Genomic DNA, 24,797 nt, shown 5'->3' with positions numbered 1-24,797 from the left:
GCGATCATGCAACAGCGATGGCCGACCGCGCTGCCGACAGATCGGCTCAATCGTCTTGCCGCTCGGAAGCGGCTTCGCTACACCGGACGACGACACCTAATCCGGAGTGCCCGCCATGGCCGAAGCCTACGATCCCGGCAACATCTTTGCGAAAATCCTGCGCGGCGAAATCCCCTCGCACCGCATCTATGAGGACGATGCGGTCGTAGCCTTCATGGATGTGATGCCGCAAGGAGTCGGCCACACGCTGGTGGTGCCGAAGGCGCCGTCGCGCAATATCCTCGACGCCGATCCGGCAACATTCGGTCCGCTGTTTGCCGTGGTGCAGAAGGTGGCGGTTGCCGTGAAAAAGGCCTTCAATGCCGACGGCGTCACCTTGATGCAATTCAACGAGCCGGCCTCCGGGCAGACCGTCTATCATCTCCATGTCCACGTCATTCCGCGCTTCGACGGCGTGCCGCTGAAGCCCCATTCCGGGCAGATGGAAAAGCCGGAAGTGCTGGCCGAGAACGCCGGCAAGATCCGCGCGGCCCTAGGGAACTAAAGCGCGCGGTCCCGTCGCCGTTGAAGGCCGACTGACAGCCTCGCACTGACGATCCTATATCGGTTTGCCGCGACAACCCCGGCGCGTTTTCCCCGGCCGCGTGCGGCGCCCGGATGCGACCGTTTGCACTCGAATCGTTTGGTTAGGAAATATCGAACCATCTCGCTGTAGAACGCTGGGGCGTGGCGAGCTATTGGGTTTCAAACCATGGACAATTCGGTTGCGGCGTCGACCCCCCTTGCGAGGATGGCTGGCGGACGGGCTTTTCTGATCGCCCTGGCACACGCCTTTCGACGACACAGATTGCTTCACGCCTTGGCCGTCGGCGCTCTGCTTCTGGCAATAGCGATCGGCATGCGCACCGGAAACATGCCGGATTTCGGCATATTGAAAGAATACATTGAGTACCTTTTGATCGCTTTCTGGATCTGCGGTTGCGTCTTTGCACTTGGGATTTTTCTCCACCTTGCGCTGGTCAAACGGGATCCCGAACCGCTCGGCACCTTCCTGAAATCGCTGGGCAGCTTTTTCGGCGACGCCGAACGCACGGCCAACAGCCTCAACGGCCTGACCGCCAGCATCGCCTTCGTATCCGCCGTCGGTGTTCTGAAAGGAGCCATCGCAATCCTCTCCCCTTTTGCATGGGACAAGGCGCTGGCCCACGCCGATCGGATCCTGCATTTCGGTAGAGCCCCGGACGAATGGCTGTGGTTTGTCGTCCAGTCGCCATTTGCATTGAGGATGCTCAATCTCGCCTACAATTTCTGGTTCATCGTGCTCATCGCCACGGTTTTCACCGCCTGCATCACGCGCAAAGATACGAAGCTGCGTCATCAGTTCCTGATGAGCTTCATGCTGATATGGACGCTTGGCGGCTTCTTCCTGGCGATGGGGCTGTCGTCGGCAGGGCCGTGCTTTTACGAGCGACTGGGACTCGGCGGTGACTTCCGTCCCCTCATGCAGGCACTCGCCGCCGCCGATCGCATCTATCCGATCTGGGCGCTTAGCACGCAGGACATGCTATGGAGCGGCTATACCGGCGCGACCGTCGGCAGCATCGGCATATCCGCTTTCCCGTCCATGCACGTGGCGATGGCGGTGCTTTTCTCTTTGTACGCAACGCGGCGCTCCCGGCCGGCCGGTATCCTGATGTGGGCATTCGCTGCCATGATAATGGTCGGCTCAGTCGCGCTTGGCTGGCATTATGCCATCGACGGCTACGCGGGTGCGCTCTTGTCGATCATGATCTGGAAGGCGTGCGGATATTTCCTGACACGCTTCGCGCCGGACGGCGTTGCTTGACTCTGCAGCCAGCAAACATTTCCCGGGGCGGCAATGCTCGACTTCCGGAGGGCCGCGCGCCATTCCGTATGGATGATTTGGCCAGCCGTCACGTGCCGGTTCCTCCCAATCAAAAAGCCCCGTTGCCGGGGCTTTTTGACTGCAATGCATGTCGCCCAAAGACGGGCGGCCGTTTTGGTAACAAGCACCTAGCGCGCGCCGCCTGAATCCGTTTCAGCGGGACGCGCTTCAGGTCGATCAGCCCTTGCGGGGCAGCTGCGGCACCAGGCTTCGCTTGCCGCCGTCCTTGCCCTTCGGCTCCGGCTTCTGCGCCACGGCCTTCTTGGCGGCAGGCTTCTTCGCCGCCGCCTTCCTCGGCTTCGGCGCGTCCTCCGGCTCTTCCTTCTTCGGCTTCACCGGAGCTTCATCGGCCAACGATTCGAGCTTCAGGCCGGTCTCGCCGGTTTCCTTCTTCTCGACGGTGACGCGCACCGTGCCACCCTTCTTCAGCTTGCCGAACAGCACCTCGTCGGCCAGCGGCTTCTTGATGTGCTCCTGAATGACGCGGCCGAGCGGACGCGCGCCCATGCGCTCGTCATAGCCCTTGTCGGCCAGCCAGGCGATCGCGTCCGGCGACAGGTCGAAGGTGACGCCCCGCTCGGAAAGCTGAGCCTCGAGCTGCATGACGAATTTCTGCACCACCTGATGGATCACCGGTATCGGCAGCGAGCCAAACGGAATGATCGCGTCGAGACGGTTGCGGAATTCGGGCGTGAACAGCCGGTTGATAGCCTCGACGTCGTCGCCCTCCCGCTTGGTCGAGCCGAAGCCGATCGCCGCGCGCTGAGCGTCCGATGCGCCCGCATTGGTCGTCATGATCAGGATGACGTTGCGGAAGTCGATCTGCTTGCCGTTGTGGTCGGTCAGCTTGCCATGGTCCATCACCTGCAACAGGATGTTGAACAGATCCGGATGCGCCTTCTCCACCTCGTCGAGCAACAGCACGCAATGGGGATGCTGGTCGACACCGTCGGTCAACAGTCCACCCTGGTCGAAGCCGACATAGCCGGGAGGTGCGCCGATCAGCCGCGAGACGGTGTGGCGTTCCATATATTCCGACATGTCGAAGCGGATCAGCTCGACGCCGAGCGAGGCCGCGAGTTGCTTGGCCACTTCCGTCTTGCCGACGCCGGTCGGCCCCGAGAACAGGTAGGAGCCGATCGGCTTCTCCGGCTCGCGCAGGCCCGCCCGCGCCAGCTTGATCGCCGACGTCAGCGCTGTGATTGCGGTATCCTGACCGTAGACGACGCGCTTCAGCTCGACATCGAGACCCTGCAGCACCTTCTCGTCGTCCGCCGAAACCGTCTTCGGCGGGATGCGCGCCATGGTGGCGATCGTCGCCTCGATTTCCTTGATGCCGATCGTCTTCTTGCGCTTGGCCTCAGGCACCAGCATCTGCGAGGCGCCGGTCTCGTCGATCACGTCGATCGCCTTGTCCGGCAGCTTGCGGTCGCTGATGTAGCGGGCCGACAACTCCACCGAAGCCTTGATCGCTTCGCTCGTGTAGCGGACCTTGTGGAACTCCTCGAAATAGGGCTTCAGGCCCTTCATGATCTCGATGGCGTCCTCGATGGTCGGCTCGTTGACGTCGATCTTCTGGAAGCGCCGCACCAGCGCGCGGTCCTTCTCGAAGAACTGGCGGAACTCCTTGTACGTTGTCGAGCCGATGCAGCGGATCGCGCCGGACGACAGCGCCGGCTTCAACAGGTTCGAGGCATCCATGGCGCCGCCGGACGTGGCCCCTGCCCCGATCACGGTGTGGATCTCGTCGATGAACAGCACCGCGCCCGGATAGTCCTCGAGCTCCTTAACGACCTGCTTCAGCCGCTCCTCGAAGTCGCCGCGATAGCGCGTGCCGGCCAACAGCGTGCCCATGTCGAGCGCGAAGATGGTGGCGTCCTGCAGCACCTCGGGCACGTCTCCTTCGACGATGCGCTTGGCAAGGCCCTCGGCGATCGCCGTCTTGCCGACGCCGGGGTCGCCGACATAGAGCGGATTGTTCTTGGAGCGCCGGCACAGCACCTGGATGGTGCGATTGATCTCGCTTTCGCGACCGATCAGCGGATCGATCTTGCCGGCCTTGGCCTTGTTGTTGAGGTTGATGCAGTAGGCCGTCAGCGCGTCCTGCGGCTTCTTCTTGCCGCCGTCCTCCTGCGGCTCGGCGCCGTTCTGGCCGCCCTGCTCATCGTCGGCGCCGCGCGGCGTGCGCGACTCCGAAGCGCCGGGGCGCTTCGCGATGCCGTGCGAGATGTAGTTGACCGCGTCGTAGCGGGTCATCTGCTGTTCCTGCAGGAAGTAGGCCGCATGGCTTTCGCGCTCGGCAAAGATTGCGACGAGCACATTGGCCCCGGACACCTCCTCGCGGCCGGACGACTGCACATGGATGACGGCGCGCTGGATCACGCGCTGGAACCCGGCGGTCGGTTTCGAATCCTCGTCGTAACCGGTGACGAGATTGTCAAGCTCGGTGTCGATATAGGTCAGAACGGTGTGCTTGAGCTCGTCGAGATCGACATTGCAGGCGCGCATCACCGCGGCCGCCTCGGTGTCGTCGATGAGCGCCAGCAGCAGGTGTTCGAGCGTTGCATATTCATGATGCCGCTCGTTGGCGAATGTCAGCGCCTGATGTAGCGCCTTTTCCAGGCCTTGGGAGAAAGCCGGCATGTTACCTCACTTCTTCTCCATCACGCATTGCAGCGGATGCTGATTCTGTCGGGCGAAATCCATGACCTGAGACACTTTGGTCTCGGCCACCTCGAATGTGTAGACCCCGCACTCGCCCACTCCATGATTATGAACATGCAGCATGATGCGTGTGGCGGCCTCGCGGTCCTTCTGGAAAAAACGCTCCAGGACGTGGACCACGAACTCCATGGGAGTGTAGTCGTCGTTAAGGATGAGGACCCTGTAGAGGCTGGGCTTTTTTGTCTTGGTTTTGGTGCGCGTGATGACCGCCGTGCCGCGACCGGGATCGTTGCGGTCGCCGTCACCTTGCATTCGCACCACGCCTGCCGTGGCAGTCAAACCGATCGTCACGTAGTCCTGCCTTTTCGAATCCTCATGCGAGTTCAACATGTAGGTCTTCGATGGCCGATTTTAAGCCCTTCTGTTTAGCTGACAATATGGCTAGGTACGCAAACTTCAGCGAATTTCTCAATCGTGAATGCGGCAAGGCGCGGGTGGTTGCGGCGGCGCATGAAAAAACCCGGCCGCGCTTCCGCGACCGGGTTGTTTTTGCGGGCCGGCTAGCCTGCCCGATGTGATCGGACGAAATTACTTCGCCTTGGCGACGACCGATTCGAACGGCTTGTAGGTTTCCTTGGCGAGCTCGGCATAGAGATTGCCGATCTTGCTGGCCTCGGCCACGAAGCTCTCGTAGCTCTGCTTGGCGTAGTCGGTCTGGATCTCGATGGCCTTCTCGATCGACTTGGCCGAGAACAGCTTCTCGAAGGCGGCGCTGCCGGCCTCGAAGCTCTTCTTGGTGTATTCGCCGGCTTCGGTCGCGATCGCCTGCGCACCCTTGGTGAGCGAGGCAAAGCTCTTCAGCCCGGTGTCGGCAAACTCCTTGCCGTATTTCGCGAAGTCCTCATAGGTCTGGGTCATTTCATGCCTTCCCTTGGTTGAAACGCCCATTTAGCCCCGGGCGCCCTTGTGCAATGCACCGGAATATATTGTGCGCTGCACAAAAGTCAAGATTGCCTTGGGCCGCAAGGGCTCCGCGCGACAGGCGACCGCTAAAGTTCGAATAAACAGAGGCTCAAATCGCCAGAAAATGGTGAACGCGGCGGTTACCATAAACGGATTGGTAACGCTGACCGCGATAGCTTGGCCGGAAGTGAGGCAGGCACCCCTCTGCCGCCTCCGGGGCAACGAAAATTCAGGGTAAGTAACGGTGCGTCAGGCGTTGTCGGGCTTCGTCTCCAAATCTTCATTCTCCTTCAAGGCGATCATGATTGCCGCGCTCGCGGTGACGATTGTCGCCGCCGATGTCGCCTCCGCGATGGCGGCAAAGTCTGCCGCGATTGTCGTCGACGCCAAGACCGGAAGGGTGCTTTATTCGGCCGACGCCAACGGCCGGCGCTATCCGGCTTCGCTCACCAAGATGATGACGCTCTACCTCACCTTCGAGGCATTGGCGAAGGGCAGGATCGGCAAGAACACGCCGGTGCCGTTCTCGGCCCATGCCGCGTCCGAGCCGCCGACCAAGCTCGGCGTGCGCGCCGGCGGGTCGGTGCCGGTCGAGACCGCGATCCTGTCGATGGTGACGAAGTCGGCGAACGACTCGGCGACCGCGCTGGGCGAGTTACTCGGCGGCAGCGAAGACAATTTTGCCCGCATGATGACGGCCAAGGCACGCCAGCTTGGCATGAACGGCACTGTCTTCCGCAACGCCAATGGCCTGCCCGACCCGGGCCAGTTCACCACGGCGCACGACATGGCGATGCTCGGCATCGCGCTCCGCGAGCACTTCCCGCAATATTACGGCTATTTCTCGCAGCGCTCGTTCCTCTATGGCCGCCAGCGCATCAACGGCCATAATCGCCTGCTCGGCCGCATCAAGGGTGTCGACGGCATCAAAACCGGCTACACGCGCGCCTCCGGCTACAACCTGGTCTCCTCAGTCGCCGATGGCGATCGCCGCCTCGTCGCAGTGGTGATGGGCGGCGCTTCCGGCCGCAGCCGCGACAACCAGATGGCTTCACTGATCAACACCTATCTGCCGCGCGCCTCGACCCGCGGCGGCGGCAACCTGATCGCCAAGGCGGGCGGCGGCAATCCGATCAAGGCTCTGGCCAAGGTCCTCCTGCCCAAGCATGACGCGCCGACTCCGGACGAAAAACCGGCTGTCGACGACACCGAAGTCGCGTCAGCCGATGACAGCGCGCCGGTCGCTGAGGAAACCAAGCCGGTGATCCAGGTCAGGAAGGTGAAGACGGTTGCGGTGGCCGCCATGGCTCCGGCACCCGCGCCCCAAGAAACCACCTCAGAGACCGAAACCGCATCACAGCCCGAAGCCACGTCGCAGGCGGTTGCCGCTTACGCCGAGCCGGCCGCAGCCGCCGCCCCGGCCATCGATCCGGTCAAGACGGCCTCGCTGCCGTCGGGATGGGTGGTGCAGGTCGCGTCCTCGCCGACGCAATCGGGGGCTCAGGCGCTTCTCGACAAGACGACCAAGCAGGCGCCGAAGGTGCTGGCCGACGCATCGGGCTTCACGGTCGCGTTCGACAAGGGCGGCGTCACCTACTACCGCGCCCGCTTCGGCGGTTTCGGCTCGAAGGACGCAGCCTGGAAAGCTTGCGACGCCCTGAAGCGAAAGAAGATCGAGTGCTACGCCGTCCAGCAATAGGCGGCTTTTGAACCTCCCGGGAAGTTCCGCGTCGAAGGAGACTAGTCGTGATTGGAGAGCAAGACGTCCTTGGCTTCATTGATCCGCGCCGCCAGGACAGACGTGCCGCCGACATCGGCGTTCAGGCGCTGCATCAGGCGGCGGTGCGCCTTGCGGATATCCGCCGCGGCAGCCCCCGCTTCAAGACCAAGGATCTTGTAGGCCTCCTCCTTAGTCATGGCGCCCGCACCTGGCGCAACACCCAGCCCTTCGCCACTGTCCGGCTGCGCGTCCTTGCGCCAGACGGGAAAACGGCCGTCAAGATACGTCTCTAGCAGCTGGCGGCTCTCCGGGTCCGGCCGCAGCTCGACATGGAGTTGCTGCAGCTCCTCGATCCCCATGGCGCTCAGCATTCTCCCCTCGTAATGGCCGGCGAGAACAAGGCCTTCGAGCTTGCCGCTGTCGTGGTCGAGCTCCATTTCGAGAGCCGCGGTGCGCACGGTTGAGCGTTTGGCCGCGACAAGCTTCGGTGGCGGTCGCCTCGCCCGCATCCAGGCATACCAGCCTGCACCCGCAATCATCAGCAGGCCGCCAAAGCTGCTGCGGCCGACCACGAGCATCGTCGCGCCGATCAGGCCCAACAGCGCGGGCCCAAGCGTTCTGAGACTGTCCGCCATCCTCGCTGCGTCGGCACGCACAAAGATTGTCGCGGCGCCGAAAAGCATCAGGAGCACGGCTGCCAATGCGATGATCACGCCCATCAGTTTGCACCGCCATCCAAATGATTGTGCATCAAAATCAAGATGTGGCGCAGGGGCGGCGCTTGCAAGCCCCATACCGAGCCGGTCGAAGGGCCAGCAAGCGAAAGATGAGGACCTGCAGTCCTACAGCAGGCCGAGTTCCGCAAGCTCCAGGCGCAGTTTCGGCGGCATCTCGGCCAATGCGGCCCTGCCCTTGCCGAGATCGGCCGGCGCATCGGAGGGCTTAAGATAACGCCAGCCCTGGAAGGCGCGGCGCGGCTGCCAGTCGGTGCGCACCACTTCGGGATCAAGCACGAGATGGCAGCGGCCGATGCCTTCGCCATCGACGAAAGGCCGGATCTCCGTAATCAGCTGCCGGCATTGGACGTTGCCCTTGATCACCCAGTAGAGCGAGCCGCCATCGGTGATCTCCCCACCGCGCGTCGGCACCATGCGCGTGGTGTGCCAGTGCTCGGCCGGCTCGCCAGCGCGGCACCGCTCGTCGAGACGGAAGGCGATCCACTCTTCCAGGTCCTCGACGCTGTCGCAGCCGACGCAGAGTTTGACGAGATTGAGAGACATGCCCGCAATCTAGCGACAGCGCCGAAGGCATTCAACGCCAAGCGGGATTATGCACAGGCCGACTGCAGCCAAATCATGAGGCCAGCGTGGCCGTTTCGATCGCTTCGGCAAACCAAGCCCGCCGGTGGAAAGGGCAAGGTCAGCACTCGACCACGTTGACAGCGAGTCCGCCGAGGCTGGTTTCCTTGTATTTCTCGTTCATGTCGAGACCGGTCTGGCGCATGGTCTCGATCGCAGCATCCAGCGGCACGAAATGCGTCCCGTCGCCCTTGATGGCGAGCGAGGCGGCTGTCACCGCCTTGACCGCGCCCAGCGCATTGCGCTCGATGCAGGGCACCTGCACCAGGCCGCCGACCGGATCGCAGGTCATGCCGAGGTGGTGCTCGAGCGCGATTTCGGCGGCGTTCTCGACCTGCTCCGGAGTGCCTCCCATGACCGCGCAAAGCCCGGCCGCCGCCATTGCCGAAGCGGATCCCACTTCGCCCTGGCAGCCGACCTCGGCGCCCGAGATCGAAGCGTTTGACTTGATGATGCCGCCGACGGCGGCGGCCGTCAGCAAGAAGTCGCGGATGCTCGGCTGGTCAGCTTCGGGATGGAAATGCAGCCAGTAGCGCAGCACTGCCGGCAGCGTGCCGGCGGCACCGTTGGTCGGCGCAGTCACCACGCGCCCGCCGGCGGCGTTCTCCTCGTTCACCGCCATGGCATAGATCGACAGCCAGTCATTGGCGAGCAAGGGGTTGGGCCGGTTCTGCTGCCACTGTTCCTGCAGCTTGTCATGCAATTGGCGTGCGCGGCGCCGCACCTTCAGTCCGCCCGGCATGATGCCGTCCTGCGACAGCCCGCGGTCGATGCAGCCTGTCATGGCGCTCCAGATCGCGTCGAGGCCGGCGTCCAGCTCCTCGCGCGACATATGCGTTTCCTCGTTGGACCGCTTCATCTCGGCGATCGAAAGCCCGCTCTTGGCCGCCATCGCCAGCATCTCGACGGCGTTCTTGAACGGATAAGGCACCTTCTTGCCTTCCGTCGTCACCGAGCCCTTGGCCTTCATGCGCTGCAACTCTTCCTCGGAGACGACGAAGCCGCCGCCGATCGAATAATAGATGCGCTTGAGCAGCAGCCGGTCGGACGCATCGTAGGCATAGAAGCCCATGCCGTTGGCGTGGCCGGTCAGCGGCGTCTTGCGGTCGAGCACCAGATCCTTGGCCGGGTCGAAGCGGTAGGCCGGATGCCCAGGCGGTGAAATCCGTTTCTCCGTTCCGATGCGGGCAACGATGCTATCCGCCTCATCCGGATCGACCGTCTGCGGCGTCTCGCCGGCCAGTCCGAGGATGACGGCGCGGTCCGAGCCATGGCCGATGCCGGTATAAGCGAGCGAGCCGTGCAGGCTGGCGCCGATCCGATCGACCTTGACGCCGGCCGGGCGCGGCCAGTCGTCGGCGAGGATCTCGTCGAGGAAACGGCGGGCAGCCGTCATCGGCCCCATCGTATGCGAGCTCGATGGACCGATGCCGATCTTGAACAGGTCGAAAACCGAAAGGAACACGCGCCGCTGTCTCCTGGAGGCCGCTCAAAACTTACATATAGGAATTCTCGCGATGTTTCCGCTGTTTTGCATGTCGCGGCGCGGCGTCAGCCGACCTTGTTTGCTCCGGCAGCGACATGTACCGCTTGCTTCCGCCGTCGAAGCGCCCGGCCTGTGGTAAAAGAACGTATGGGCGATTCCCTTCATCTTTCGGCGACAGACCTGGCCGCTCTGGCCTTTTTCCTGGTCGTCTGGGTGCTGCATACGCTGGCCTCCGACGGCAAGCTCGTTAGCCGCGTGTCGCTGACCATGGCCATGAACGCTCAGCGCGAAGCCTGGATGCGCAACATGGCCGAGCGCGAGGTGCGCATAGTCGACACCGCCATCATGTCCGGGCTGCAGCAAGGCACCGCCTTCTTTGCCTCGAGCTCTCTGATCGCGCTCGGCGGCTGCTTTGCCCTTCTCGGCGCTTCCGACCGGGTTCTAACCATAATGGCTGACCTGCCGTTGGCCTCCGCATCCTCCCGCGAAGCCTTCCAGACCAAGATGTTCGGCCTGGTGCTGATCCTCGCCTTCGCCTTCTTCAAATTCGGCTGGGCCTACCGGCTGTTCAACTACTGCTCGATCCTGATCGGTGCCGTGCCGGTCCCGCATGGCGAGGCCTCGCGCAATCCGGTCAGCGGGGCGGCGGTGTGGCGGGCCACCCGCATGAACGTGCTTGCCGGCAAGCATTTCAATTCCGGCCTGCGCGCCGTCTTCTTCTCGATCGGCTATCTCGGCTCGTTCGTCGGCCCGACGGTGTTCGTGCTGTCGACGCTGGTGCTGCTTGCCGTGCTTGTGCGGCGCCAGTTCTTCTCGGCCGCGCGCCAGGCAGTGCTCGGTCAGCCGCCCGGCGCCGGGAAAGGTTGATCGATGCGGCCCGACAGCCAATAGGCGGAGAGCCCGATCCATTCGCGGATCGCCATGGTGGTCGCCTGCAGCGAATCGGCCGGATTGTCGCGGAACAGACCGATGCCTTCCTTGCCTGAGGTCCGGTAATCGACCGGCCAAGGGACGGTTGGAAAACCGGCCTTGTCGAACAGCGCCTTGGCGCGCGGCATATGGAAGGCAGACGTCACCAGCAGCCATGTCTCGCCCGGTTTCGGCTCGACCAGCCTGCGGGTGAAGACTACATTTTCGTACGTGTTGCGGGACTTGTTCTCAAGAATCAGGCGATCGGGCGCGACCCCCAGCGCGCCAAGCAGGCGCGGCGCGGTGTCGGCATCGCCCTCGCCGTCCAGGAAAAGCTCGCCATTGCCGCCGGAGACGACCACATTCGCTTGCGGAAAACGCCTAGCGAGGATCGCCGTCTCGACCATGCGATCGCCGCCGCTGTTCAGCTCATAGCCGCCGCGCGCCAGATTGATCGCGCCCTCGAAACCGCCGCCGAGCACGACGATGCCGTCGACCTTGTCCGGCAGCGGCGGCTTGGGAAAGCGTTCCTCCAGCGGATTGAGCATCATTGCGCCAAGCGAGGTCCAGGCCGAAAGCGCGAGGATCAGGAAGGCGAGCACGCTGCCGGTGCCGGCCAGCCGAGGGCGGCGGAAGAGCGCCGCCAGCAGACCGGCGAGCAGCAGGAAGATCGCCAGATTGAGCGGCTGGACGAGAAACCAGAGGATCTTGGAAAGATAATAGAACATCCCTCACCCCATTACGGCGCCGCGCGTCCGTTTGGACGCGCAAAGGACGCCACAACGCTAACGGACTAGATGAGGGACAACGCTACCACCACTTGTCCGGCTGGAACCTGCCCGCGGCCTGTTCGATGACGTGGGCGGTCTGGAACAGCGTTTCCTCGTCGAACGGCCTGCCGATGAGCTGCAGGCCGAGCGGCAGGCCTTTGCGGTCAAGGCCGGCGGGCACCGATATCCCCGGCAACCCGGCCATGTTCACCGTCACGGTGAAGATGTCGTTGAGATACATTTTCACCGGATCGGCGTTCATGTCCTCGTCGGCGACGCCGAAGGCAGCCGACGGTGTGGCCGGGGTCAGGATGACGTCGACACCGGCAGCAAAGACGGTCTCGAAATCGCGCTTGATCAGCGTGCGCACTTTCTGCGCCTGCAGGTAGTAGGCGTCGTAGTAACCCGCGGAAAGCACATAGGTGCCGATCATGATGCGGCGCTTAACCTCGCGGCCGAAGCCGGCGGCGCGCGTCTTCTCATACATGTCGACGATGTCCTTGCCGGGCACGCGCAACCCGTAGCGCACGCCGTCATAGCGGGCGAGGTTGGACGAGGCCTCGGCCGGCGCCACGATGTAGTAGGCCGGCAGCGCGTATTTGGTGTGCGGCAGCGAGATATCGACGATCTCCGCCCCGGCATCCTTCAGCCAGGCAATTCCTTTCTGCCAGAGCGCCTCGATATCCTCGGGCATGCCGTCGACGCGGTACTCCTTCGGAATGCCGACCTTCATGCCCTTGATCGGCTTGCCGATCACCGCCTCGTAGTCCGGCACCGGCCGGTCGACCGACGTCGTGTCCTTCGGGTCGGAGGAGGCCATCGACTTCAACAGGATCGCGGCGTCGCGCACATCGCGCCCGATCGGACCGGCCTGGTCGAGCGAGGACGCGAAAGCGACCACGCCCCAGCGCGAGCAGCGGCCATAGGTCGGCTTGATGCCGACGGTGCCGGTGAAGGCTGCCGGCTGGCGGATCGAGCCGCCGGTATCGGTCGCGGTGGCGCCGGCGCAGAGGAAGGCGGCGACCGCGGAAGCCGATCCGCCGGAGGAGCCGCCCGGCACCAGCTGGGCGTTATCCAACGTCCGCGCGGTCTTCGCGCCGCCGGCCGAGACAAACCCGCCGTCGCCCTGATGCGTCGTCGGCGTCACCACCGTGTCGAGGCGCGAGCGCCGCCAAGGATTGATGACCGGGCCGTAATAGGAGGTCTCGTTGGAGGAGCCCATGGCGAACTCGTCCATGTTGAGCTTGCCGAGCATAACGGCGCCGTCGGCCCACAGATTGGATGTGACGGTCGATTCGTAGCGCGGTTGGAAACCGTCGAGCACATGGCTGCAGGCCTGGGTGTGGACGCCTTCGGTGGCGAACAGATCCTTGATGCCGAGCGGAATTCCTTCGAGCGCCCCGCCCTCGCCCTTGCCGAGCTTCGCGTCGGAAACCTTGGCCATCTCGCGCGCCTTGTCGCCGGTCACCGCGACATAGGCATTGAGCACCGGATTGGCGCGCTCGATCGCCGAGAGATAGGCTTCGGTGATCTCGGCAGCCGAAATCTCCTTGCCGCGCAGCTTGGCGCGGGCCTCGGAAATGGTGAGATGTGTGAGGTCGCTCATCAGGTAAGGCTCTTTTCGTAAAACACCGACCATTCCGAGTCGGGATAATCCAGCACCGGGCCGCAACGCGAAAACCCGGCGCGTTCGTAGACGGCCCAGGCGGCAGGGTGGCGATCGCCGGTCTCCAGAACCAGGCGCTTCAGGCCTTCCTGCCGCGCCAGACCCTCGATCCGCGCAACGATTTGGGCACCGATCTTCTGGCCGCGATGCGTGGGCCGCGTGTACATGCGCTTGACCTCGCCGACCGCGTCCGCATGACGCTTCAGCGCGCCGCAGCCGACCGCAAGGCCAGCGTCGCGGGCGACGAACACGGTCGTGTCGTGGCCAGCCATCTGCTCGACGGTGAGGTGATAGCAATGTTCCGGCGGCGTCAGTTCGAGCAGCGCGGTGTTGAGTTCTGCGACCAGCGCGCGCACGTCGTCCTGCAAGGGCGTCTCGACGCCGATTTCGACGGCCATCCTGCCCTTACTCCACAACCTTGGGAACGAGGAAGAAATTCTCTTCCGTGGCCGGCGCGTTGGCGACGATGTCGACCGCCTTGTTGCCGTCGGTGATCATATCCTGCCGCTTCTTCATCTCCATCGGCGTGACCGAAGTCATCGGTTCGACGCCGGAGACGTCCACCTCGTTCAACTGCTCGACGAAGCCAAGGATGGCGTTCAGCTCGCCTGTCATGCGCTCGGCATCCTGCTCGCTCACCGCAATGCGGGCAAGGTGCGCGACGCGCTTCACGGTCTGAAGATCAACGGACATGTCTATTTGCCTCGGGAAAACCAGTGCGGGCTATAGCGGCGCCGCGCTTGCGGCGCAACATAGATCATGCCGCCGACCGGGATGCGGTGCTTCGGGCGCCGCTCTAGGTAGTGTACCCTACTACATAGGGCGAACGCCTAGATCGTGATCGCCTTGCCGATCTCGGGCAGCGCCACCTTGACGCCGGATCCCTCCATGCCGGCGACGAATTTGTCGGCGGTCTGGTCGATCATCGGGAAGGTGCCGAAATGGCAGGGAACGACCGTATCGAAGCGGAAAAAGCGGCGGCAGGCTAGGGCAGCCACCGCGCCGCCCATGGTGAAGCGATCGCCGATCGGCACGATGCCGATCTTCGGTTCATGCAATTCGTTGATCAGCCCCATATCGGAAAAAATGTCGGTGTCGCCCATGTGGTAGAGCGTCTTGTCCTCCGGGAAATGCAGCACGAGCCCGCCCGGATTGCCGAGATAGGTGTTGGTACCGTCTTGTCCGCCGAACGAAGAGGAGTGCAAAGCCTGGACGAAAGTGGTGGTGAAGGGACCGCAATCGACGGTACCGCCTATATTGCCGGGATTTATCTTCTTATCGCTGACCCCCTGGCCGACGAGATACATGCAGATCTCGAAATTGGCGACAAGCATGGCGCCGCTCTTCTTCAGCACCTCGGCGGCTCCGCTGATATGATCGCTGTGGCCATGGGTCAGAAGAACATGCGTCACCCCTTCGGCTGGATTTTCCCAGCCGCCCGTCCATGACGGATTGCCGACCAGATACGGGTCGATGAGGATCTTGGCGTCGTTGGTCTCGATGCGGAATGCCGAATGTCCATACCAGGTCAGTTTCATGAAGGGATTCCTCGATTTTCTCGTTGCCAGAGGATAGAACGCCGAAAGCAAATTGAAAGTCCCGCGGCCGATCAAAAAGCCGCGCGGCGACTAACCAGGACGAGCGGTTGGGCATCATAAGCATCGAGGAATTGCCGGCACTTCTCGCGGGCGGCCGCACGCTCGCCGGGCTTGATCTGGGCGACAAGACGATCGGCGTGGCGGTGTCGGACCGAAGCCTGTCCTTTGCCCATCCGCGCCCGGTCATCCTGCGCAAGAAGTTTTCGCTCGATGCCGCCCAGTTGCTGGCTCAGCTCGAGAAGGACAATGTCGGCGCGATCGTGCTCGGCCTTCCCGTCAACATGGACGGATCGGAAGGTCCGCGCGCCCAGAAGTCCCGCGCCTTCGCGCGCAACATGGCCGCCTTGTCCGACCTGCCCTTCGTGCTATGGGACGAGCGGCTGTCGACGGTCGCGGCGGAACGGACGCTGATCGAGATGGATTTCTCGCGCAAAAAGCGCGCCGGCAAGATCGATTCGGCGGCGGCGGCCTTTATTCTGCAGGGAGCGTTGGACCGACTCCAGTCGCTCGGCCGAGCTGATCAGGGCTGACAGGGCCTTCCCGGCGCCGCCTGATCCATTCGGCGATTTGGCGCCGGCGGCGGAATGCCACCAGCCCGAGCAGCAGGAAACTGTCGAACACACAGGCCCGCGCCACCATACCGGGGATGATTCCCGGATCGACGCCGAGCATCTGGCCGTAAAGCTGGAAGACCAGGTCGTGCAATTGGCGGCTGAGCATCACGTAGCCGAAATTGATGTCGTTGAGAGACAGGAAGAACCAGCCCCAGAACAGGACCAGCGGGGCCGCCCAGAATGCGAACAAGGCGCGCATCAGCGGCGACCTCCGGGTCTGGTTTCCGGTCGGCTGGAGATGCGGGACAGGAGCGAGCTGTGCGCGACGCCCGCCGCCATGCGATGGGAAACCAGGCTGGCTTCGCTTTCATGCAAGGTCACCGCGGCGAGAGCCGAGCGTCGCTCGGCGAGCACCGCGACATAAGAGGCGAGCAGCGCCGTCATCTGGATGGCGACGACCATGAACAACCCGTTGATGCCTTGCGCGGCGCCGCCGACGAGAATCACCGAAAGCAGGAAGGAGGCGCAGATGAAGGCTATCCGCACCACCGTATCGCCCGCATCCGGCCTTGTCGCGATGTTGAGCAGCGTCTCGACGAAGGCCCAGCAGAACAGCAGCGCGACGATCAGCAGAGCGACCGCGAGCAGCGCCACGACGAGAGCATGATCGAGATCCGGGAAACGGCTGCTTTGCAGCGAGACGCCAAGCACGCCGAGCGCCGACGCGATGCCGCGATTGCCATCCATGCAGATGTAGGCCAGCAGGGCGAAGACGACCGCCCAATGCAAGGCCAGAAATGATGTCAAAACGTGCCGCATGCGCTTCCTGCCTGGGAGCACGGGATCGTCATGGTTAACATTTCCCTACTCCGGTGGACAGAGTGGGCTCCGCGAAGCCTCCCCGCAACGGAAACCATTCGTTAAGGTTAACGGCAATCCACAGGCCGGCGATCGAACGCCTTTCAGGCTGCTCAGCTCAGCGGCGGGTAGAGCGTGTCGATGATCATGCGCGCGTCATGGCGCGAATCGAGCATGCCGTAGGTGGTGCGCCATTGGCCGCCGAGTCTTGTTTCGACGAAGGCGTCGGCGATCCGCCCTGCCCCCAGCCGGCGCAGCTCCGCCGCCGCCGCCGAAAGTGCCAGCTGTTCGGTCAGCAGGCGCGCCGAGCCTTGGTCGGTCGAAGCCACCTGCATGGCCGCGTTGAGCACGCCGATGGTACCCCGCCCGCCGGCGCCGAGGTCGCGGTCGATGCCGGCCAGCACCTCCTCGAACAGGCCTGGCGCGCGGCCAAGCACACGCAGCACGTCGAGCGCCATGACGTTGCCGGAGCCTTCCCAGATCGCGTTGACCGGAGCCTCACGGTAATAGCGAGCAAGCGGCGCTTCCTCGACATAGCCGTTGCCGCCGAGGCACTCCATCGCCTCGTAAAGCAAGGCCGGTGCGATCTTGCATACCCAGTATTTGACCACCGGCGTCATGGCGCGGGCAAAGGCCGCCTCGCCGCGATCGCTCGCCGCCTCGTCGAAGGAACGCGCCAGCCGGAACGACAGCGCCGTCGCGGCGGCAACGTCGAGCGCCATGTCGGCAAGGACCCGCTGCATCAGCGGTTGATCGACCAGACTGATGCCGAACACCTGGCGATGGCGCACGTGGTGGACGGCTTCGGCCAGCCCGGCGCGCATGAGCGCTGACGAAGCGACGGCGCAGTCGAGCCTGGTCAGCGTGACCATGTCCATGATCGTCTTGATCCCGGCGCCCGGCTCGCCGACCATCTCGCCGATGGCATTGGCGAACTCGACCTCCGACGAGGCGTTGGAGCGGTTGCCGAGCTTGTCCTTCAGGCGCTGGAAACGGAAGCCATTGCCCGAGCCGTCGCCCAGAATGCGCGGAACCAGGAAGCATGAAAGCCCTTCCGGCACCTGGCCGAGCACGAGAAAGGCGTCGGACATCGGCGCCGACATGAACCATTTATGCCCGGTCAGCCGATAGAAGCCGTTTCCCGCGCGCTCGGCCTTTGTGACATTGGCGCGCACGTCGGTGCCGCCCTGTTTCTCGGTCATACCCATGCCGAGGGTAAGCCCGGTCTTTTGCACCGGCGGCTTCTGGCTCTGGTCGTATTTGCGCGTTGTCACGCGCGGCGCCCATTCGCGGAACAGCTTTGGGCTCGCCATCAGCGCCGCCAGCGAAGCGCTGGTCATGGTGATGGGGCAAAGATGTCCGGTCTCGAGCTCCGCGGTCAGGTAGAAGCGCGCCGCCCTCACCTGATGCCGGCGGCCGATCTCGGCATCGCCGTTTTCCCAAACCGAGGAATGCAGGCCGCCGGCAACCGAGCGTCGCATGAGCGCGTGATAAGCGGGATGAAACTCGACCAGATCGACGCGTCGGCCCTGGCGGTCATGCGTCCTGAGCTTCGGTGTGTCGGTGTTGGCGAGCCGGGCAAGTTCCTGTGCTTCCTGCGTCATGACGAACCTGCCGAGCCCGTCCAGATCCTTGCGGACGGAATCGGAAAAACGCTCGGCAAGCTGGATGAGCAACGGATCGCCCCGCCATGCGTTGCCGCCCGTCAGTGGCGGCGGCTGGTTGATCACCTCGTCGGTCACGCCCAATCCTTCAGTTGGCAGAGAGGTCCTTACCATCTCAAGGCCGCGGTCGCGAATCCGAAGCCATCGGGCCTTATAGCCAAGCAATGCAAGGCGCGCGACGAAAATACCGGGGAGAACGCGCGCAATCCAAAGCTGGCGCTTGCGGCTGGCCGGACCGCACCCTATAGCAGCGCCTTGAGATGACCGACGCTTCGTCCCTGCCGCTGTTCCCTCACCGCCATCTTCTAGGCATCCGCGATCTTTCCCCCGCTGATATCGAGCTGCTGCTCGATCGCGCCGACCGGGCCGTCTCGATCTCGCGGCAATCTGAAAAGAAGACTTCGACGCTGCGCGGCCGGACACAGATCAACCTCTTCTACGAGGCCTCGACCCGCACGCAATCGTCCTTCGAGCTCGCCGGAAAACGGCTCGGGGCCGACGTCATGAACATGTCGGTGGCGAGCTCTTCGGTGAAGAAGGGCGAGACGCTGATCGACACCGCCATGACGCTCAACGCCATGCGTCCGGATATCCTGATCATCCGCCATCAGTCGGCGGGCGCGGCAGCACTTTTGGCGCAAAAGGTCGGCTGCTCGGTGGTCAACGCCGGCGACGGCGCGCATGAGCACCCGACGCAGGCGCTGCTCGACGCGCTGACCGTCCGCCGCGCCAAGGGCCCGCTGTCGAAGCTGATCGTGGCGATCTGCGGCGACATTCTGCATTCGCGCGTCGCGCGCTCGAACATCATGCTCTTGAACGCGCTCGGCGCGCAGGTGCGGGTGGTCGCACCCTCGACGTTGCTGCCCGCGGGCATCGACAGGATGGGCGTGATCGTTTCGCGCTCGATGGCGGAAGGACTGAAGGACGCCGACGTCGTGATGATGCTGCGCCTGCAGCGCGAGCGCATGGAAGGCGCTTTCGTGCCGTCGATCCGCGAATATTTCCGCTATTTCGGCCTCGACGCCGAGAAGCTGAAAGCGGCCAAGGAGGACGCGCTGGTCATGCATCCCGGGCCGATGAACCGCGGCGTTGAGATCGCCTCGGAGATCGCCGACGGGCCGCAGAGCGTCATCCAGGAACAAGTAGAGATGGGCGTAGCCGTGCGCATGGCGGTTATGCAAGCGCTGTTAGACCCGCGCCGCAACCAGGAGGGACGCGGCGCATGAGCGTGACGGTCTTCGACAAGGCCCGCATCGTCGACCCCTCGCGCGGTGTCGACGAGATCGGCGCCGTCATCGTCGACGGCCGCCGCATCGTCGCTGCCGGCAAGGCGGCGCTGAACCAGGGCGCCCCTGAAGGCGCTGTCGTCATCGACTGCGCCGGCAAGACGATTATTCCGGGTCTCATCGATGCCCGCGTCTTCATCGGCGAACCCGGCGGTGAGCACCGCGAGACCATCGCCTCGGCAAGCGTCGCTGCGGCAGCCGGCGGCGTCACCTCCATCGTCATGATGCCTGACACCAATCCGGTGATCGACAATGTGGCGCTGGTCGAATTCGTGCTGCGCACGGCAAGGGACACCGCAAGCGTCAACATCTTCCCAGCGGCGGCAATCACCAAGGGTCTCGACGGCCGCGAGATGACCGAGTTCGGCCTGCTGCGCGAAGCCGGCGCCGTGGCCTTCACCGATGGTCGACACACGATCGCCAACGCCTTGGTCATGCGCCGCGCGCTGACTTATGCCCGCGATTTCGGTAGCGTGATCGCGCATGAAACCCAGGATGCCGACCTTGCCTCGGCCGGCGTGATGAACGAGGGCCTTTATGCGAGCTGGCTCGGCCTTTCCGGCATCCCGCGCGAGGCCGAGCTCATCCCGCTGGAGCGGGACCTGGCGCTGGCGCGGCTGACCGGCGGCGCCTATCACGCCGCCAAGATCTCGACTGCGATGGCGGTTGGCGCTGTGAGCCGGGCAAAGGCCGACGGCGCCAATGTCACGGCGGGCGTCGCCATCCACAATCTGTCGCTCAATGAGAACGATGTCGGCGAATACCGCACCTTTTTCCGGCTCACCCCGCCCTTGCGCGCCGAGGACGACCGGATGGCGATGGTCGAGGCGATCAAGGACGGCACGATCGATCTCATCGTCTCCTCGCACGACCCGCAGGATGTCGATACCAAGCGACTGCCTTTCGCGGATGCCGCCGCCGGGGCGATCGGGCTCGAGACGCTGCTTGGCGCAGCACTTCGGCTCTACCACAATGGCGATGTGCCGCTGCTCAGGCTGGTTGAGACCCTGTCCACCGCGCCGGCAAGACTGTTCGGCCTGCCCGGCGGCACGCTGAAGCCGGGTGCCGCGGCCGATCTTGCGCTGGTCGATCTTGACGAGCCCTGGATCGTCAGCGAGAGCGGCCTGCACTCGCGGTCGAAGAACACCTGTTTCGAAGGCGCGCGCCTTCAGGGCAAAGTCTTGCAAACCATGGTAGCGGGCCGCACAGTGTTTTCGGCCTGAACATCAATCGACCAAAGCCGGAAGCAGCTGGATCGGCTGAAATAGGTGGGGGACAATGGGTTACGGGCTCGCACTGATCTTCGGATACCTGCTCGGCTCGATCCCGTTCGGGCTTTTGATTACCCGCGCGGCCGGTCTCGGCGATGTCCGCCAGATCGGTTCAGGCAACATCGGCGCGACCAATGTGCTGCGCACCGGCAACAAGGGGCTCGCCGCTGCGACGCTGCTGCTCGATGCGCTGAAGGGCACCGCGGCAGTGCTGATCGCCGGACATTTCTCGCCGGACTTCGGACTGCTCGCCGGCTTCGGCGCTTTCCTCGGCCATCTCTTTCCGGTCTGGCTAGGATTCAAGGGCGGCAAGGGCGTCGCCACCTACCTCGGCGTGCTGCTCGGGCTTGCCTGGCAGGGCATGGTTGTCTTCGCCGTTGTCTGGCTCGCCATGGCCTTCCTGTTCCGCTACTCCTCGCTCGCGGCGCTCGCGGCGACGGTGGTCGTGCCGATCGCGCTTTACTTCATCAGCACGCCTCAGATCGCCGGCCTGTTCGCGCTGATGAGCCTGATCGTCTTCGTCAAGCACCGCGCCAACATCTCGCGGCTGCTCGCCGGCACCGAGGGCAAGATCGGGGCGAAGGGGTGAGTGCTCCGGTCGCCGGCCCGCGCCTTAGCGAGCGGCAACGGCTTGCCTGGCTTCGCCTGATCCGCACGCCGAACGTCGGCCCTGCCTCTTTTCGCGAACTGATCAATCGCTTCGGCTCGGCCGAAGCCGCGCTCGAAATGCTGCCCGAGCTGATGATCTCGGGCGGCGCCAACCGCATCGCTCGCATTCCCTCCGCCGGCGAAGCCGAGGCGGAGTTGGAAGCGGCCCGGCGCGCCGGCGCCCGCTTCGTCGGCATCGGCGAAGCAGACTATCCCGCTTTGCTGAAGACCCTGGACAACCCGCCGCCGCTGTTGGCGGTGAAGGGTGAAGGCGCGGTGTTCCGTCTCCCTGCGGCGGCGATCGTCGGCGCCCGCAACGCCTCGCTCGCCGGCATCAAGATGGCGCGCATGCTGGCGAGCGACCTCGGTCGCGAGGGCTACGCCATCGTCTCCGGCCTCGCACGCGGCATCGACACCGCGGCGCATCAGGGGAGCCTTTCGACCGGCACGGTCGGAGTGCTGGCCGGCGGCCTCGATGTGCCCTACCCGCCGGAAAATGCCGGTCTGTGCGACGACATCGCCGAGCGCGGCGGCGCCATCGTTTCGGAAATGCCCTTCGGCTGGCAGCCGCGAGCGCAGGATTTCCCGCGCCGCAACCGCCTCGTCGCCGGCATTGCGCTCGGGCTCGTCGTGGTCGAAGCCGCACAGCGCTCGGGTTCGCTGATCAGCGCCAGGCTGGCCGGCGAGATGGGCCGACTGGTCTTCGCGGTTCCGGGCTCGCCGCTCGACCCGCGTGCCGCCGGCAGCAATGCGCTGCTCAAGGACGGCGCCACGCTCGTCACCGAAGCGGCCGACATTCTGGGCGCGCTGGCACCGCTGGCTGGCACTCGCCCGCCAAGGACCATGCCGCTCGCCGAGGCGCCCGACTTGTCGGCAATGCCGCCGCCCGGCGAAGACGAACGCGCCGACGTGCTGGAAGCGCTCGGCCCGACGCCGATCGCGGTCGACGAGATCATCCGCCACACAGGCCTGAGCGCCGCGCAGATCGCCATGGTGCTCTTGGAGCTCGACCTCGCCGGACGCCTCGAGCGCCATGCCGGCGGGAATGTGTCGTTGGTGGCGTGAACCCGGCTGCCGCTCCGACCTGCGGCTTCAGCGTTAGCGGAACAAGTATTTGGACACTTCAGGATTGCCGCGGCGCCACATCACATTGTCCAGAAAATAGTGGTGCACGTTGATGAAGATCAGCACGATGAAGAAGAACAGCGAGGACCCGAGGACTTGCTTGTCGTAGGGGATCAAGGCAGTCATCGCCATCGGCATAAGCCAGAAGCCGAGATATCCGAGCGCACCACCCCCGACGATGAATCCCAGAACCCTAAGCCTGTAGAGAGGTCCGAGAAAGGACAGTACCTTCGGTTGCGGATCTTGTGCGGCATCCGCGACGTCGCGCTCGACGTTCGTCTGGTAGCGCCAGACCACGGCCAGATACTGCAGCGAGTGGAGCGCCGGCACCACTAGCAGCCAGAGCGGGTTTATCCTCGCAATCAGGATCCACAGATAGAGCGACGCGACATAGGCTACGATGCCGTTATACGGCAGCGCATGACCATTTCTGTGCCAGCGGTTGATCAGCATCAGAACCGTGGCCGCCGTCGAGGCGACGGCCGCCAGCAGGGCAATGTTGGTTATCCAGGAAGGGACCGCGAATGTGTAATATTCCAGGCCGTAATATTTCCCCTGGGTCACCGCCGTGTTCGTCTGGAGCCATGCCAGGATCCACACGACATAGCTGTTGACCAGCAGCACCTTCTTGTCACGATCGTCGAAGAATTTACGCTTCAGCACGGCGTCGACCATCAGCATGCCGTAGCCTTGCTTGACGTAGTGCCAACCGACGAAGAAGAACATGGCGTTGGCTGCGTATCCCAGCAGCCGAGAGTCCGCCCTTGCCGCGCCATATGCAAAGAACGCGGCCATGATCAGGGGGACGACGATGCCCGCGAAAATATAGCGAAGCTGCAGGCTCTTCTCGTATCCGTTGCCCCTCACCTTGCGCCCGAAATTGCGATAGAAAATCTGGTACGAGTGGGCGAAGTGGGGGTAGTTGACCAGATATGCCACGACGACCATGGTTGCAGCGACGAGGCCTTCATATTCGAGCGGCACCAGGAACAGGATGGGCAGGATCAGAAACGCGCTGCCGCCGAGCATGAGGAAATCGGCGACCGGGCCAAACAGATATTTGCCAGGCAGCGTCGCCGCTTTAGCGGCTGAAGCATCCACCGAAAGGTCAAGTGCCATGGTCGAGCTCTCCTTCGGGAAGGATCGAGCTTAGCCGCCACCCCGCCTGGCGACAAGGTTGGGGTGCCGCTCCAGCCTTTGCCGACGTCTCGATCCCAGTTAGATGGAAAACTGAACGCGTTTCGGCGACTGCAGCTCGCGCCCCATCTTTGCCGCCTGAAAGATCGTCAGCAAGACCAGGATCGGCTCACCGTCTGTCGGATTGACGGTCAGGGCCACGCGGCCGAGTTCGTCACTCATGGCGCAAGTCCAGTCTTTGACGGCAATCACCTTCTTCTCGGGCAATTTATCCTCCCCTTGGGCCGCCATCCTGACGCTACCTGCCAGGTTGCACGGAACCAGGCATGGCGCGGCCGGCCCACACCGGATCGATCCTACTCGCCGGGCAACCATGGCCCCGGCGAATTCGAACACAAGCATTCGCGAATGTAAAAGCAACCGATCAGCCGGCAGTATCAGAGGGCATCGTCAAGTTGCATGATCCAGCAGCCTGGTTGCGACGGTTTCACGGCGATGCTCTGAATTGGCGCGATCGATGCCGTCTACGGTGATCGCGAACATCCCGTTTTCGATCCTTGCTATCCAGCTCTTTGCCTTCAGATACCAAAGATGAAATTCCAGATGTTCTCGCGGGCAGCCCGACAAGCGTTCGAGCTCTTCATCGCCGATGCCAGGATTGTTGACATCCTGTCGACGTTTTACATAGAGAAGCGACAGCAGCTTGGCCTGGATGACAACGTCCCGTTCAAGCCCTTTGGCATCGCTGGCTTCTTCGGCGAGCTCGCGGCGAACGCTCAAATGGTCTCTATACTGGACATCGTATTGGGCGCGTTTGACTGGATCCTTGAGCGTATTATGGGCTTCTACGATTTCGCTGAAGCGTGACTCATTGCCGGTATCCCGATTGTCGGGATGGTAGCGCATGGCAAAGTAACGAAATATCCGCTCGATCGTTTCCGAATTCGCGTTCGGGCTGATCTCGAGCAGCTCATAGTAGTCAACGAACATAGTGGTGATTCCACAGAATCGATATTGCGACACCACTCCCCAACGGCAGCATCGCGCAACCGTCCTGCCCGCGCAAGCCGCATGCCGAGCATGAGTGACTCGCCGCAAGCGATCTTGCGGAACCTGGCAGTCAGAATTCACGGAAGGCTGTTGAGCGGCCTAGGCGGGATGCTGCGCCAAGGATGCCTCAATTTATTATCAACGCGAGCTGACATGGAAGCGAG

Annotated in this window: 27 protein-coding genes; 10 read left to right on the top strand and 17 right to left on the bottom strand. The window is 63.6% G+C overall.

All coding sequences use genetic code 11. The annotated features are described in order from the left end of the window. Window positions 1-115 precede the first annotated feature (115 nt). Both A9K66_RS03900 and A9K66_RS03895 read left to right on the top strand, forming a co-directional pair. On the top strand, window positions 116-544 hold the full coding sequence (locus A9K66_RS03900; RefSeq protein WP_066992609.1) for an HIT family protein: 429 nt from the start codon (window positions 116-118) through the stop codon (window positions 542-544). Window positions 545-751: 207 nt separating this feature from the next. Further along, window positions 752-1,846, top strand: coding sequence for a phosphatase PAP2 family protein (locus tag A9K66_RS03895; protein WP_245307377.1), 1,095 nt, complete (start codon window positions 752-754; stop codon window positions 1,844-1,846). Between the two features lie 237 nt (window positions 1,847-2,083). Here the strand turns inward: A9K66_RS03895 and clpA are convergent, their stop codons facing one another. Both clpA and clpS read right to left on the bottom strand, forming a co-directional pair. Then, a complete protein-coding gene (gene clpA / locus A9K66_RS03890; RefSeq protein WP_066992605.1) occupies window positions 2,084-4,549 on the bottom strand; it encodes an ATP-dependent Clp protease ATP-binding subunit ClpA in 2,466 nt (821 codons plus the stop codon). 6 nt (window positions 4,550-4,555) lie between these two features. Further along, window positions 4,556-4,882 carry an ATP-dependent Clp protease adapter ClpS gene (gene clpS, locus A9K66_RS03885; RefSeq protein WP_041000825.1) on the bottom strand — a complete coding sequence of 109 codons (327 nt, stop codon included), beginning with the start codon at window positions 4,880-4,882 and terminating at the stop codon, window positions 4,556-4,558. 89 nt (window positions 4,883-4,971) lie between these two features. Between clpS and A9K66_RS30020 the strand changes: the two genes are divergently transcribed. Next, a complete protein-coding gene (locus A9K66_RS30020; RefSeq protein ID WP_156751000.1) occupies window positions 4,972-5,148 on the top strand; it encodes a hypothetical protein in 177 nt (58 codons plus the stop codon). A 10-nt stretch (window positions 5,149-5,158) separates the two neighbouring features. Here A9K66_RS30020 and A9K66_RS03880 read toward each other — a convergent pair whose 3' ends face one another. Beyond that, window positions 5,159-5,488 carry a phasin family protein gene (locus A9K66_RS03880; protein ID WP_067320145.1) on the bottom strand — a complete coding sequence of 110 codons (330 nt, stop codon included), beginning with the start codon at window positions 5,486-5,488 and terminating at the stop codon, window positions 5,159-5,161. Window positions 5,489-5,777: 289 nt separating this feature from the next. Between A9K66_RS03880 and A9K66_RS03875 the strand changes: the two genes are divergently transcribed. Beyond that, window positions 5,778-7,232: a D-alanyl-D-alanine carboxypeptidase gene (locus A9K66_RS03875; protein WP_067319855.1), complete on the top strand. Its 1,455-nt coding sequence runs from the start codon at window positions 5,778-5,780 to the stop codon at window positions 7,230-7,232. 41 nt (window positions 7,233-7,273) lie between these two features. Here the strand turns inward: A9K66_RS03875 and A9K66_RS03870 are convergent, their stop codons facing one another. From A9K66_RS03870 to A9K66_RS03860, 3 genes are all read right to left on the bottom strand, one after another. Beyond that, window positions 7,274-7,972 (bottom strand): molecular chaperone DnaJ, encoded by a 699-nt coding sequence (locus A9K66_RS03870; protein ID WP_067319851.1) that lies wholly within the window; start codon window positions 7,970-7,972, stop codon window positions 7,274-7,276. A gap of 123 nt (window positions 7,973-8,095) precedes the next feature. Next, window positions 8,096-8,533, bottom strand: coding sequence for a DUF1489 family protein (locus tag A9K66_RS03865; RefSeq protein ID WP_067319848.1), 438 nt, complete (start codon window positions 8,531-8,533; stop codon window positions 8,096-8,098). Window positions 8,534-8,672: 139 nt separating this feature from the next. Beyond that, window positions 8,673-10,076, bottom strand: coding sequence for an L-serine ammonia-lyase (locus tag A9K66_RS03860; protein ID WP_067319845.1), 1,404 nt, complete (start codon window positions 10,074-10,076; stop codon window positions 8,673-8,675). A gap of 168 nt (window positions 10,077-10,244) precedes the next feature. On the opposite strand from A9K66_RS03860, the gene A9K66_RS03855 reads away from it, so the two are divergent. Beyond that, complete coding sequence (locus A9K66_RS03855; RefSeq protein WP_067319841.1) at window positions 10,245-10,964, top strand: DUF599 domain-containing protein; 720 nt, start codon at window positions 10,245-10,247, stop codon at window positions 10,962-10,964. On the opposite strand, the gene A9K66_RS03850 is transcribed toward A9K66_RS03855, so the two are convergent. The 5 genes from A9K66_RS03850 to A9K66_RS03830 all read right to left on the bottom strand — a co-directional run bounded on the left by A9K66_RS03850 (window position 10,937) and on the right by A9K66_RS03830 (window position 14,980). After that, the gene (locus A9K66_RS03850; RefSeq protein WP_067319838.1) at window positions 10,937-11,734 is read right to left on the bottom strand and encodes a YdcF family protein; all 798 of its coding nucleotides are present in this window, start codon (window positions 11,732-11,734) and stop codon (window positions 10,937-10,939) included. The two genes, A9K66_RS03855 and A9K66_RS03850, sit on opposite strands and share 28 nt — an antisense overlap. Before the next feature lie 82 nt (window positions 11,735-11,816). Further along, window positions 11,817-13,382, bottom strand: a complete 1,566-nt coding sequence (locus tag A9K66_RS03845) for an amidase family protein (RefSeq protein ID WP_067319835.1) — start codon at window positions 13,380-13,382, stop codon at window positions 11,817-11,819. Further along, entirely contained in the window at window positions 13,382-13,840 is a 459-nt protein-coding gene (locus A9K66_RS03840; protein ID WP_067319833.1) for a GNAT family N-acetyltransferase, read from the bottom strand. Before A9K66_RS03840 ends, A9K66_RS03845 begins: the two co-directional genes overlap by 1 nt. A 7-nt stretch (window positions 13,841-13,847) precedes the next feature. Further along, complete coding sequence (gene gatC, locus A9K66_RS03835) at window positions 13,848-14,135, bottom strand: Asp-tRNA(Asn)/Glu-tRNA(Gln) amidotransferase subunit GatC (RefSeq protein WP_066992584.1); 288 nt, start codon at window positions 14,133-14,135, stop codon at window positions 13,848-13,850. 137 nt (window positions 14,136-14,272) lie between these two features. Then, the gene (locus A9K66_RS03830; RefSeq protein WP_067319830.1) at window positions 14,273-14,980 is read right to left on the bottom strand and encodes a metal-dependent hydrolase; all 708 of its coding nucleotides are present in this window, start codon (window positions 14,978-14,980) and stop codon (window positions 14,273-14,275) included. Window positions 14,981-15,087: 107 nt separating this feature from the next. On the opposite strand from A9K66_RS03830, the gene ruvX reads away from it, so the two are divergent. Next, window positions 15,088-15,570 carry a Holliday junction resolvase RuvX gene (ruvX, locus tag A9K66_RS03825; RefSeq protein ID WP_066992581.1) on the top strand — a complete coding sequence of 161 codons (483 nt, stop codon included), beginning with the start codon at window positions 15,088-15,090 and terminating at the stop codon, window positions 15,568-15,570. Here ruvX and A9K66_RS03820 read toward each other — a convergent pair. The 3 genes from A9K66_RS03820 to A9K66_RS03810 form a co-directional block, all read right to left on the bottom strand. Then, on the bottom strand, window positions 15,512-15,853 hold the full coding sequence (locus A9K66_RS03820; RefSeq protein WP_066992578.1) for a DUF6105 family protein: 342 nt from the start codon (window positions 15,851-15,853) through the stop codon (window positions 15,512-15,514). The two genes, ruvX and A9K66_RS03820, sit on opposite strands and share 59 nt — an antisense overlap. Continuing rightward, window positions 15,853-16,413, bottom strand: coding sequence for a hypothetical protein (locus A9K66_RS03815; RefSeq protein ID WP_067319827.1), 561 nt, complete (start codon window positions 16,411-16,413; stop codon window positions 15,853-15,855). Before A9K66_RS03815 ends, A9K66_RS03820 begins: the two co-directional genes overlap by 1 nt. Before the next feature lie 152 nt (window positions 16,414-16,565). Continuing rightward, window positions 16,566-18,194 carry a DNA alkylation response protein gene (locus A9K66_RS03810; protein WP_067319823.1) on the bottom strand — a complete coding sequence of 543 codons (1,629 nt, stop codon included), beginning with the start codon at window positions 18,192-18,194 and terminating at the stop codon, window positions 16,566-16,568. A 182-nt stretch (window positions 18,195-18,376) separates the two neighbouring features. Here A9K66_RS03810 and A9K66_RS03805 point away from each other — a divergent pair, with 182 nt between their 5' ends. Genes A9K66_RS03805 through dprA form a run of 4 tightly spaced genes read left to right on the top strand, consistent with a single transcriptional unit; the run spans window position 18,377 to window position 22,386 of the window. Beyond that, window positions 18,377-19,342: an aspartate carbamoyltransferase catalytic subunit gene (locus tag A9K66_RS03805; RefSeq protein ID WP_067319820.1), complete on the top strand. Its 966-nt coding sequence runs from the start codon at window positions 18,377-18,379 to the stop codon at window positions 19,340-19,342. Further along, window positions 19,339-20,625, top strand: coding sequence for a dihydroorotase (locus A9K66_RS03800; protein WP_067319817.1), 1,287 nt, complete (start codon window positions 19,339-19,341; stop codon window positions 20,623-20,625). Before A9K66_RS03805 ends, A9K66_RS03800 begins: the two co-directional genes overlap by 4 nt. Before the next feature lie 55 nt (window positions 20,626-20,680). Continuing rightward, a complete protein-coding gene (gene plsY / locus A9K66_RS03795) occupies window positions 20,681-21,262 on the top strand; it encodes a glycerol-3-phosphate 1-O-acyltransferase PlsY (protein ID WP_067319814.1) in 582 nt (193 codons plus the stop codon). Next, window positions 21,259-22,386, top strand: coding sequence for a DNA-processing protein DprA (dprA, locus tag A9K66_RS03790; protein ID WP_067319811.1), 1,128 nt, complete (start codon window positions 21,259-21,261; stop codon window positions 22,384-22,386). The genes plsY and dprA overlap by 4 nt, the downstream gene beginning before the upstream one ends. A 33-nt stretch (window positions 22,387-22,419) precedes the next feature. Here dprA and A9K66_RS03785 read toward each other — a convergent pair whose 3' ends face one another. The 3 genes from A9K66_RS03785 to A9K66_RS03775 form a co-directional block, all read right to left on the bottom strand. Continuing rightward, window positions 22,420-23,565, bottom strand: a complete 1,146-nt coding sequence (locus A9K66_RS03785; RefSeq protein ID WP_067319807.1) for a hypothetical protein — start codon at window positions 23,563-23,565, stop codon at window positions 22,420-22,422. 99 nt (window positions 23,566-23,664) lie between these two features. After that, window positions 23,665-23,850 (bottom strand): hypothetical protein, encoded by a 186-nt coding sequence (locus tag A9K66_RS03780; RefSeq protein ID WP_066992556.1) that lies wholly within the window; start codon window positions 23,848-23,850, stop codon window positions 23,665-23,667. A 183-nt stretch (window positions 23,851-24,033) separates the two neighbouring features. Further along, window positions 24,034-24,573: a J domain-containing protein gene (locus tag A9K66_RS03775; protein WP_067319800.1), complete on the bottom strand. Its 540-nt coding sequence runs from the start codon at window positions 24,571-24,573 to the stop codon at window positions 24,034-24,036. Between the last annotated feature and the right edge of the window lie 224 nt (window positions 24,574-24,797).

It is taken from the genome of Mesorhizobium sp. AA23, from assembly GCF_001672435.1.
Taxonomy (GTDB): Bacteria; Pseudomonadota; Alphaproteobacteria; order Rhizobiales; family Rhizobiaceae; genus Mesorhizobium.
The sequence above is the reverse complement of the archived record's forward strand: the minus strand, read 5'-3'. Positions and strand labels throughout refer to the sequence as shown.

What these genes read in the sequence shown, in the direction of transcription:
- A9K66_RS03840 (WP_067319833.1), bottom strand. Translation starts at nt 13,840, where the DNA reads ATGGCCGTCGAAATCGGCGTCGAGACGCCCTTGCAGGACGACGTGCGC.
- clpS (WP_041000825.1), bottom strand. Translation starts at nt 4,882, where the DNA reads ATGCAAGGTGACGGCGACCGCAACGATCCCGGTCGCGGCACGGCGGTC.
- gatC (WP_066992584.1), bottom strand. Translation starts at nt 14,135, where the DNA reads ATGTCCGTTGATCTTCAGACCGTGAAGCGCGTCGCGCACCTTGCCCGC.
- A9K66_RS03845 (WP_067319835.1), bottom strand. Translation starts at nt 13,382, where the DNA reads ATGAGCGACCTCACACATCTCACCATTTCCGAGGCCCGCGCCAAGCTG.
- plsY (WP_067319814.1), top strand. Translation starts at nt 20,681, where the DNA reads ATGGGTTACGGGCTCGCACTGATCTTCGGATACCTGCTCGGCTCGATC.
- A9K66_RS03870 (WP_067319851.1), bottom strand. Translation starts at nt 7,972, where the DNA reads ATGGGCGTGATCATCGCATTGGCAGCCGTGCTCCTGATGCTTTTCGGC.
- A9K66_RS03800 (WP_067319817.1), top strand. Translation starts at nt 19,339, where the DNA reads ATGAGCGTGACGGTCTTCGACAAGGCCCGCATCGTCGACCCCTCGCGC.
- A9K66_RS03815 (WP_067319827.1), bottom strand. Translation starts at nt 16,413, where the DNA reads ATGCGGCACGTTTTGACATCATTTCTGGCCTTGCATTGGGCGGTCGTC.
- A9K66_RS03900 (WP_066992609.1), top strand. Translation starts at nt 116, where the DNA reads ATGGCCGAAGCCTACGATCCCGGCAACATCTTTGCGAAAATCCTGCGC.
- A9K66_RS03775 (WP_067319800.1), bottom strand. Translation starts at nt 24,573, where the DNA reads ATGTTCGTTGACTACTATGAGCTGCTCGAGATCAGCCCGAACGCGAAT.
- A9K66_RS03880 (WP_067320145.1), bottom strand. Translation starts at nt 5,488, where the DNA reads ATGACCCAGACCTATGAGGACTTCGCGAAATACGGCAAGGAGTTTGCC.
- A9K66_RS03820 (WP_066992578.1), bottom strand. Translation starts at nt 15,853, where the DNA reads ATGCGCGCCTTGTTCGCATTCTGGGCGGCCCCGCTGGTCCTGTTCTGG.
- A9K66_RS03895 (WP_245307377.1), top strand. Translation starts at nt 752, where the DNA reads ATGGACAATTCGGTTGCGGCGTCGACCCCCCTTGCGAGGATGGCTGGC.
- clpA (WP_066992605.1), bottom strand. Translation starts at nt 4,549, where the DNA reads ATGCCGGCTTTCTCCCAAGGCCTGGAAAAGGCGCTACATCAGGCGCTG.
- A9K66_RS03830 (WP_067319830.1), bottom strand. Translation starts at nt 14,980, where the DNA reads ATGAAACTGACCTGGTATGGACATTCGGCATTCCGCATCGAGACCAAC.
- A9K66_RS03850 (WP_067319838.1), bottom strand. Translation starts at nt 11,734, where the DNA reads ATGTTCTATTATCTTTCCAAGATCCTCTGGTTTCTCGTCCAGCCGCTC.
- A9K66_RS03805 (WP_067319820.1), top strand. Translation starts at nt 18,377, where the DNA reads ATGACCGACGCTTCGTCCCTGCCGCTGTTCCCTCACCGCCATCTTCTA.
- A9K66_RS03855 (WP_067319841.1), top strand. Translation starts at nt 10,245, where the DNA reads ATGGGCGATTCCCTTCATCTTTCGGCGACAGACCTGGCCGCTCTGGCC.
- A9K66_RS03785 (WP_067319807.1), bottom strand. Translation starts at nt 23,565, where the DNA reads ATGGCACTTGACCTTTCGGTGGATGCTTCAGCCGCTAAAGCGGCGACG.
- A9K66_RS30020 (WP_156751000.1), top strand. Translation starts at nt 4,972, where the DNA reads ATGGCCGATTTTAAGCCCTTCTGTTTAGCTGACAATATGGCTAGGTAC.
- A9K66_RS03865 (WP_067319848.1), bottom strand. Translation starts at nt 8,533, where the DNA reads ATGTCTCTCAATCTCGTCAAACTCTGCGTCGGCTGCGACAGCGTCGAG.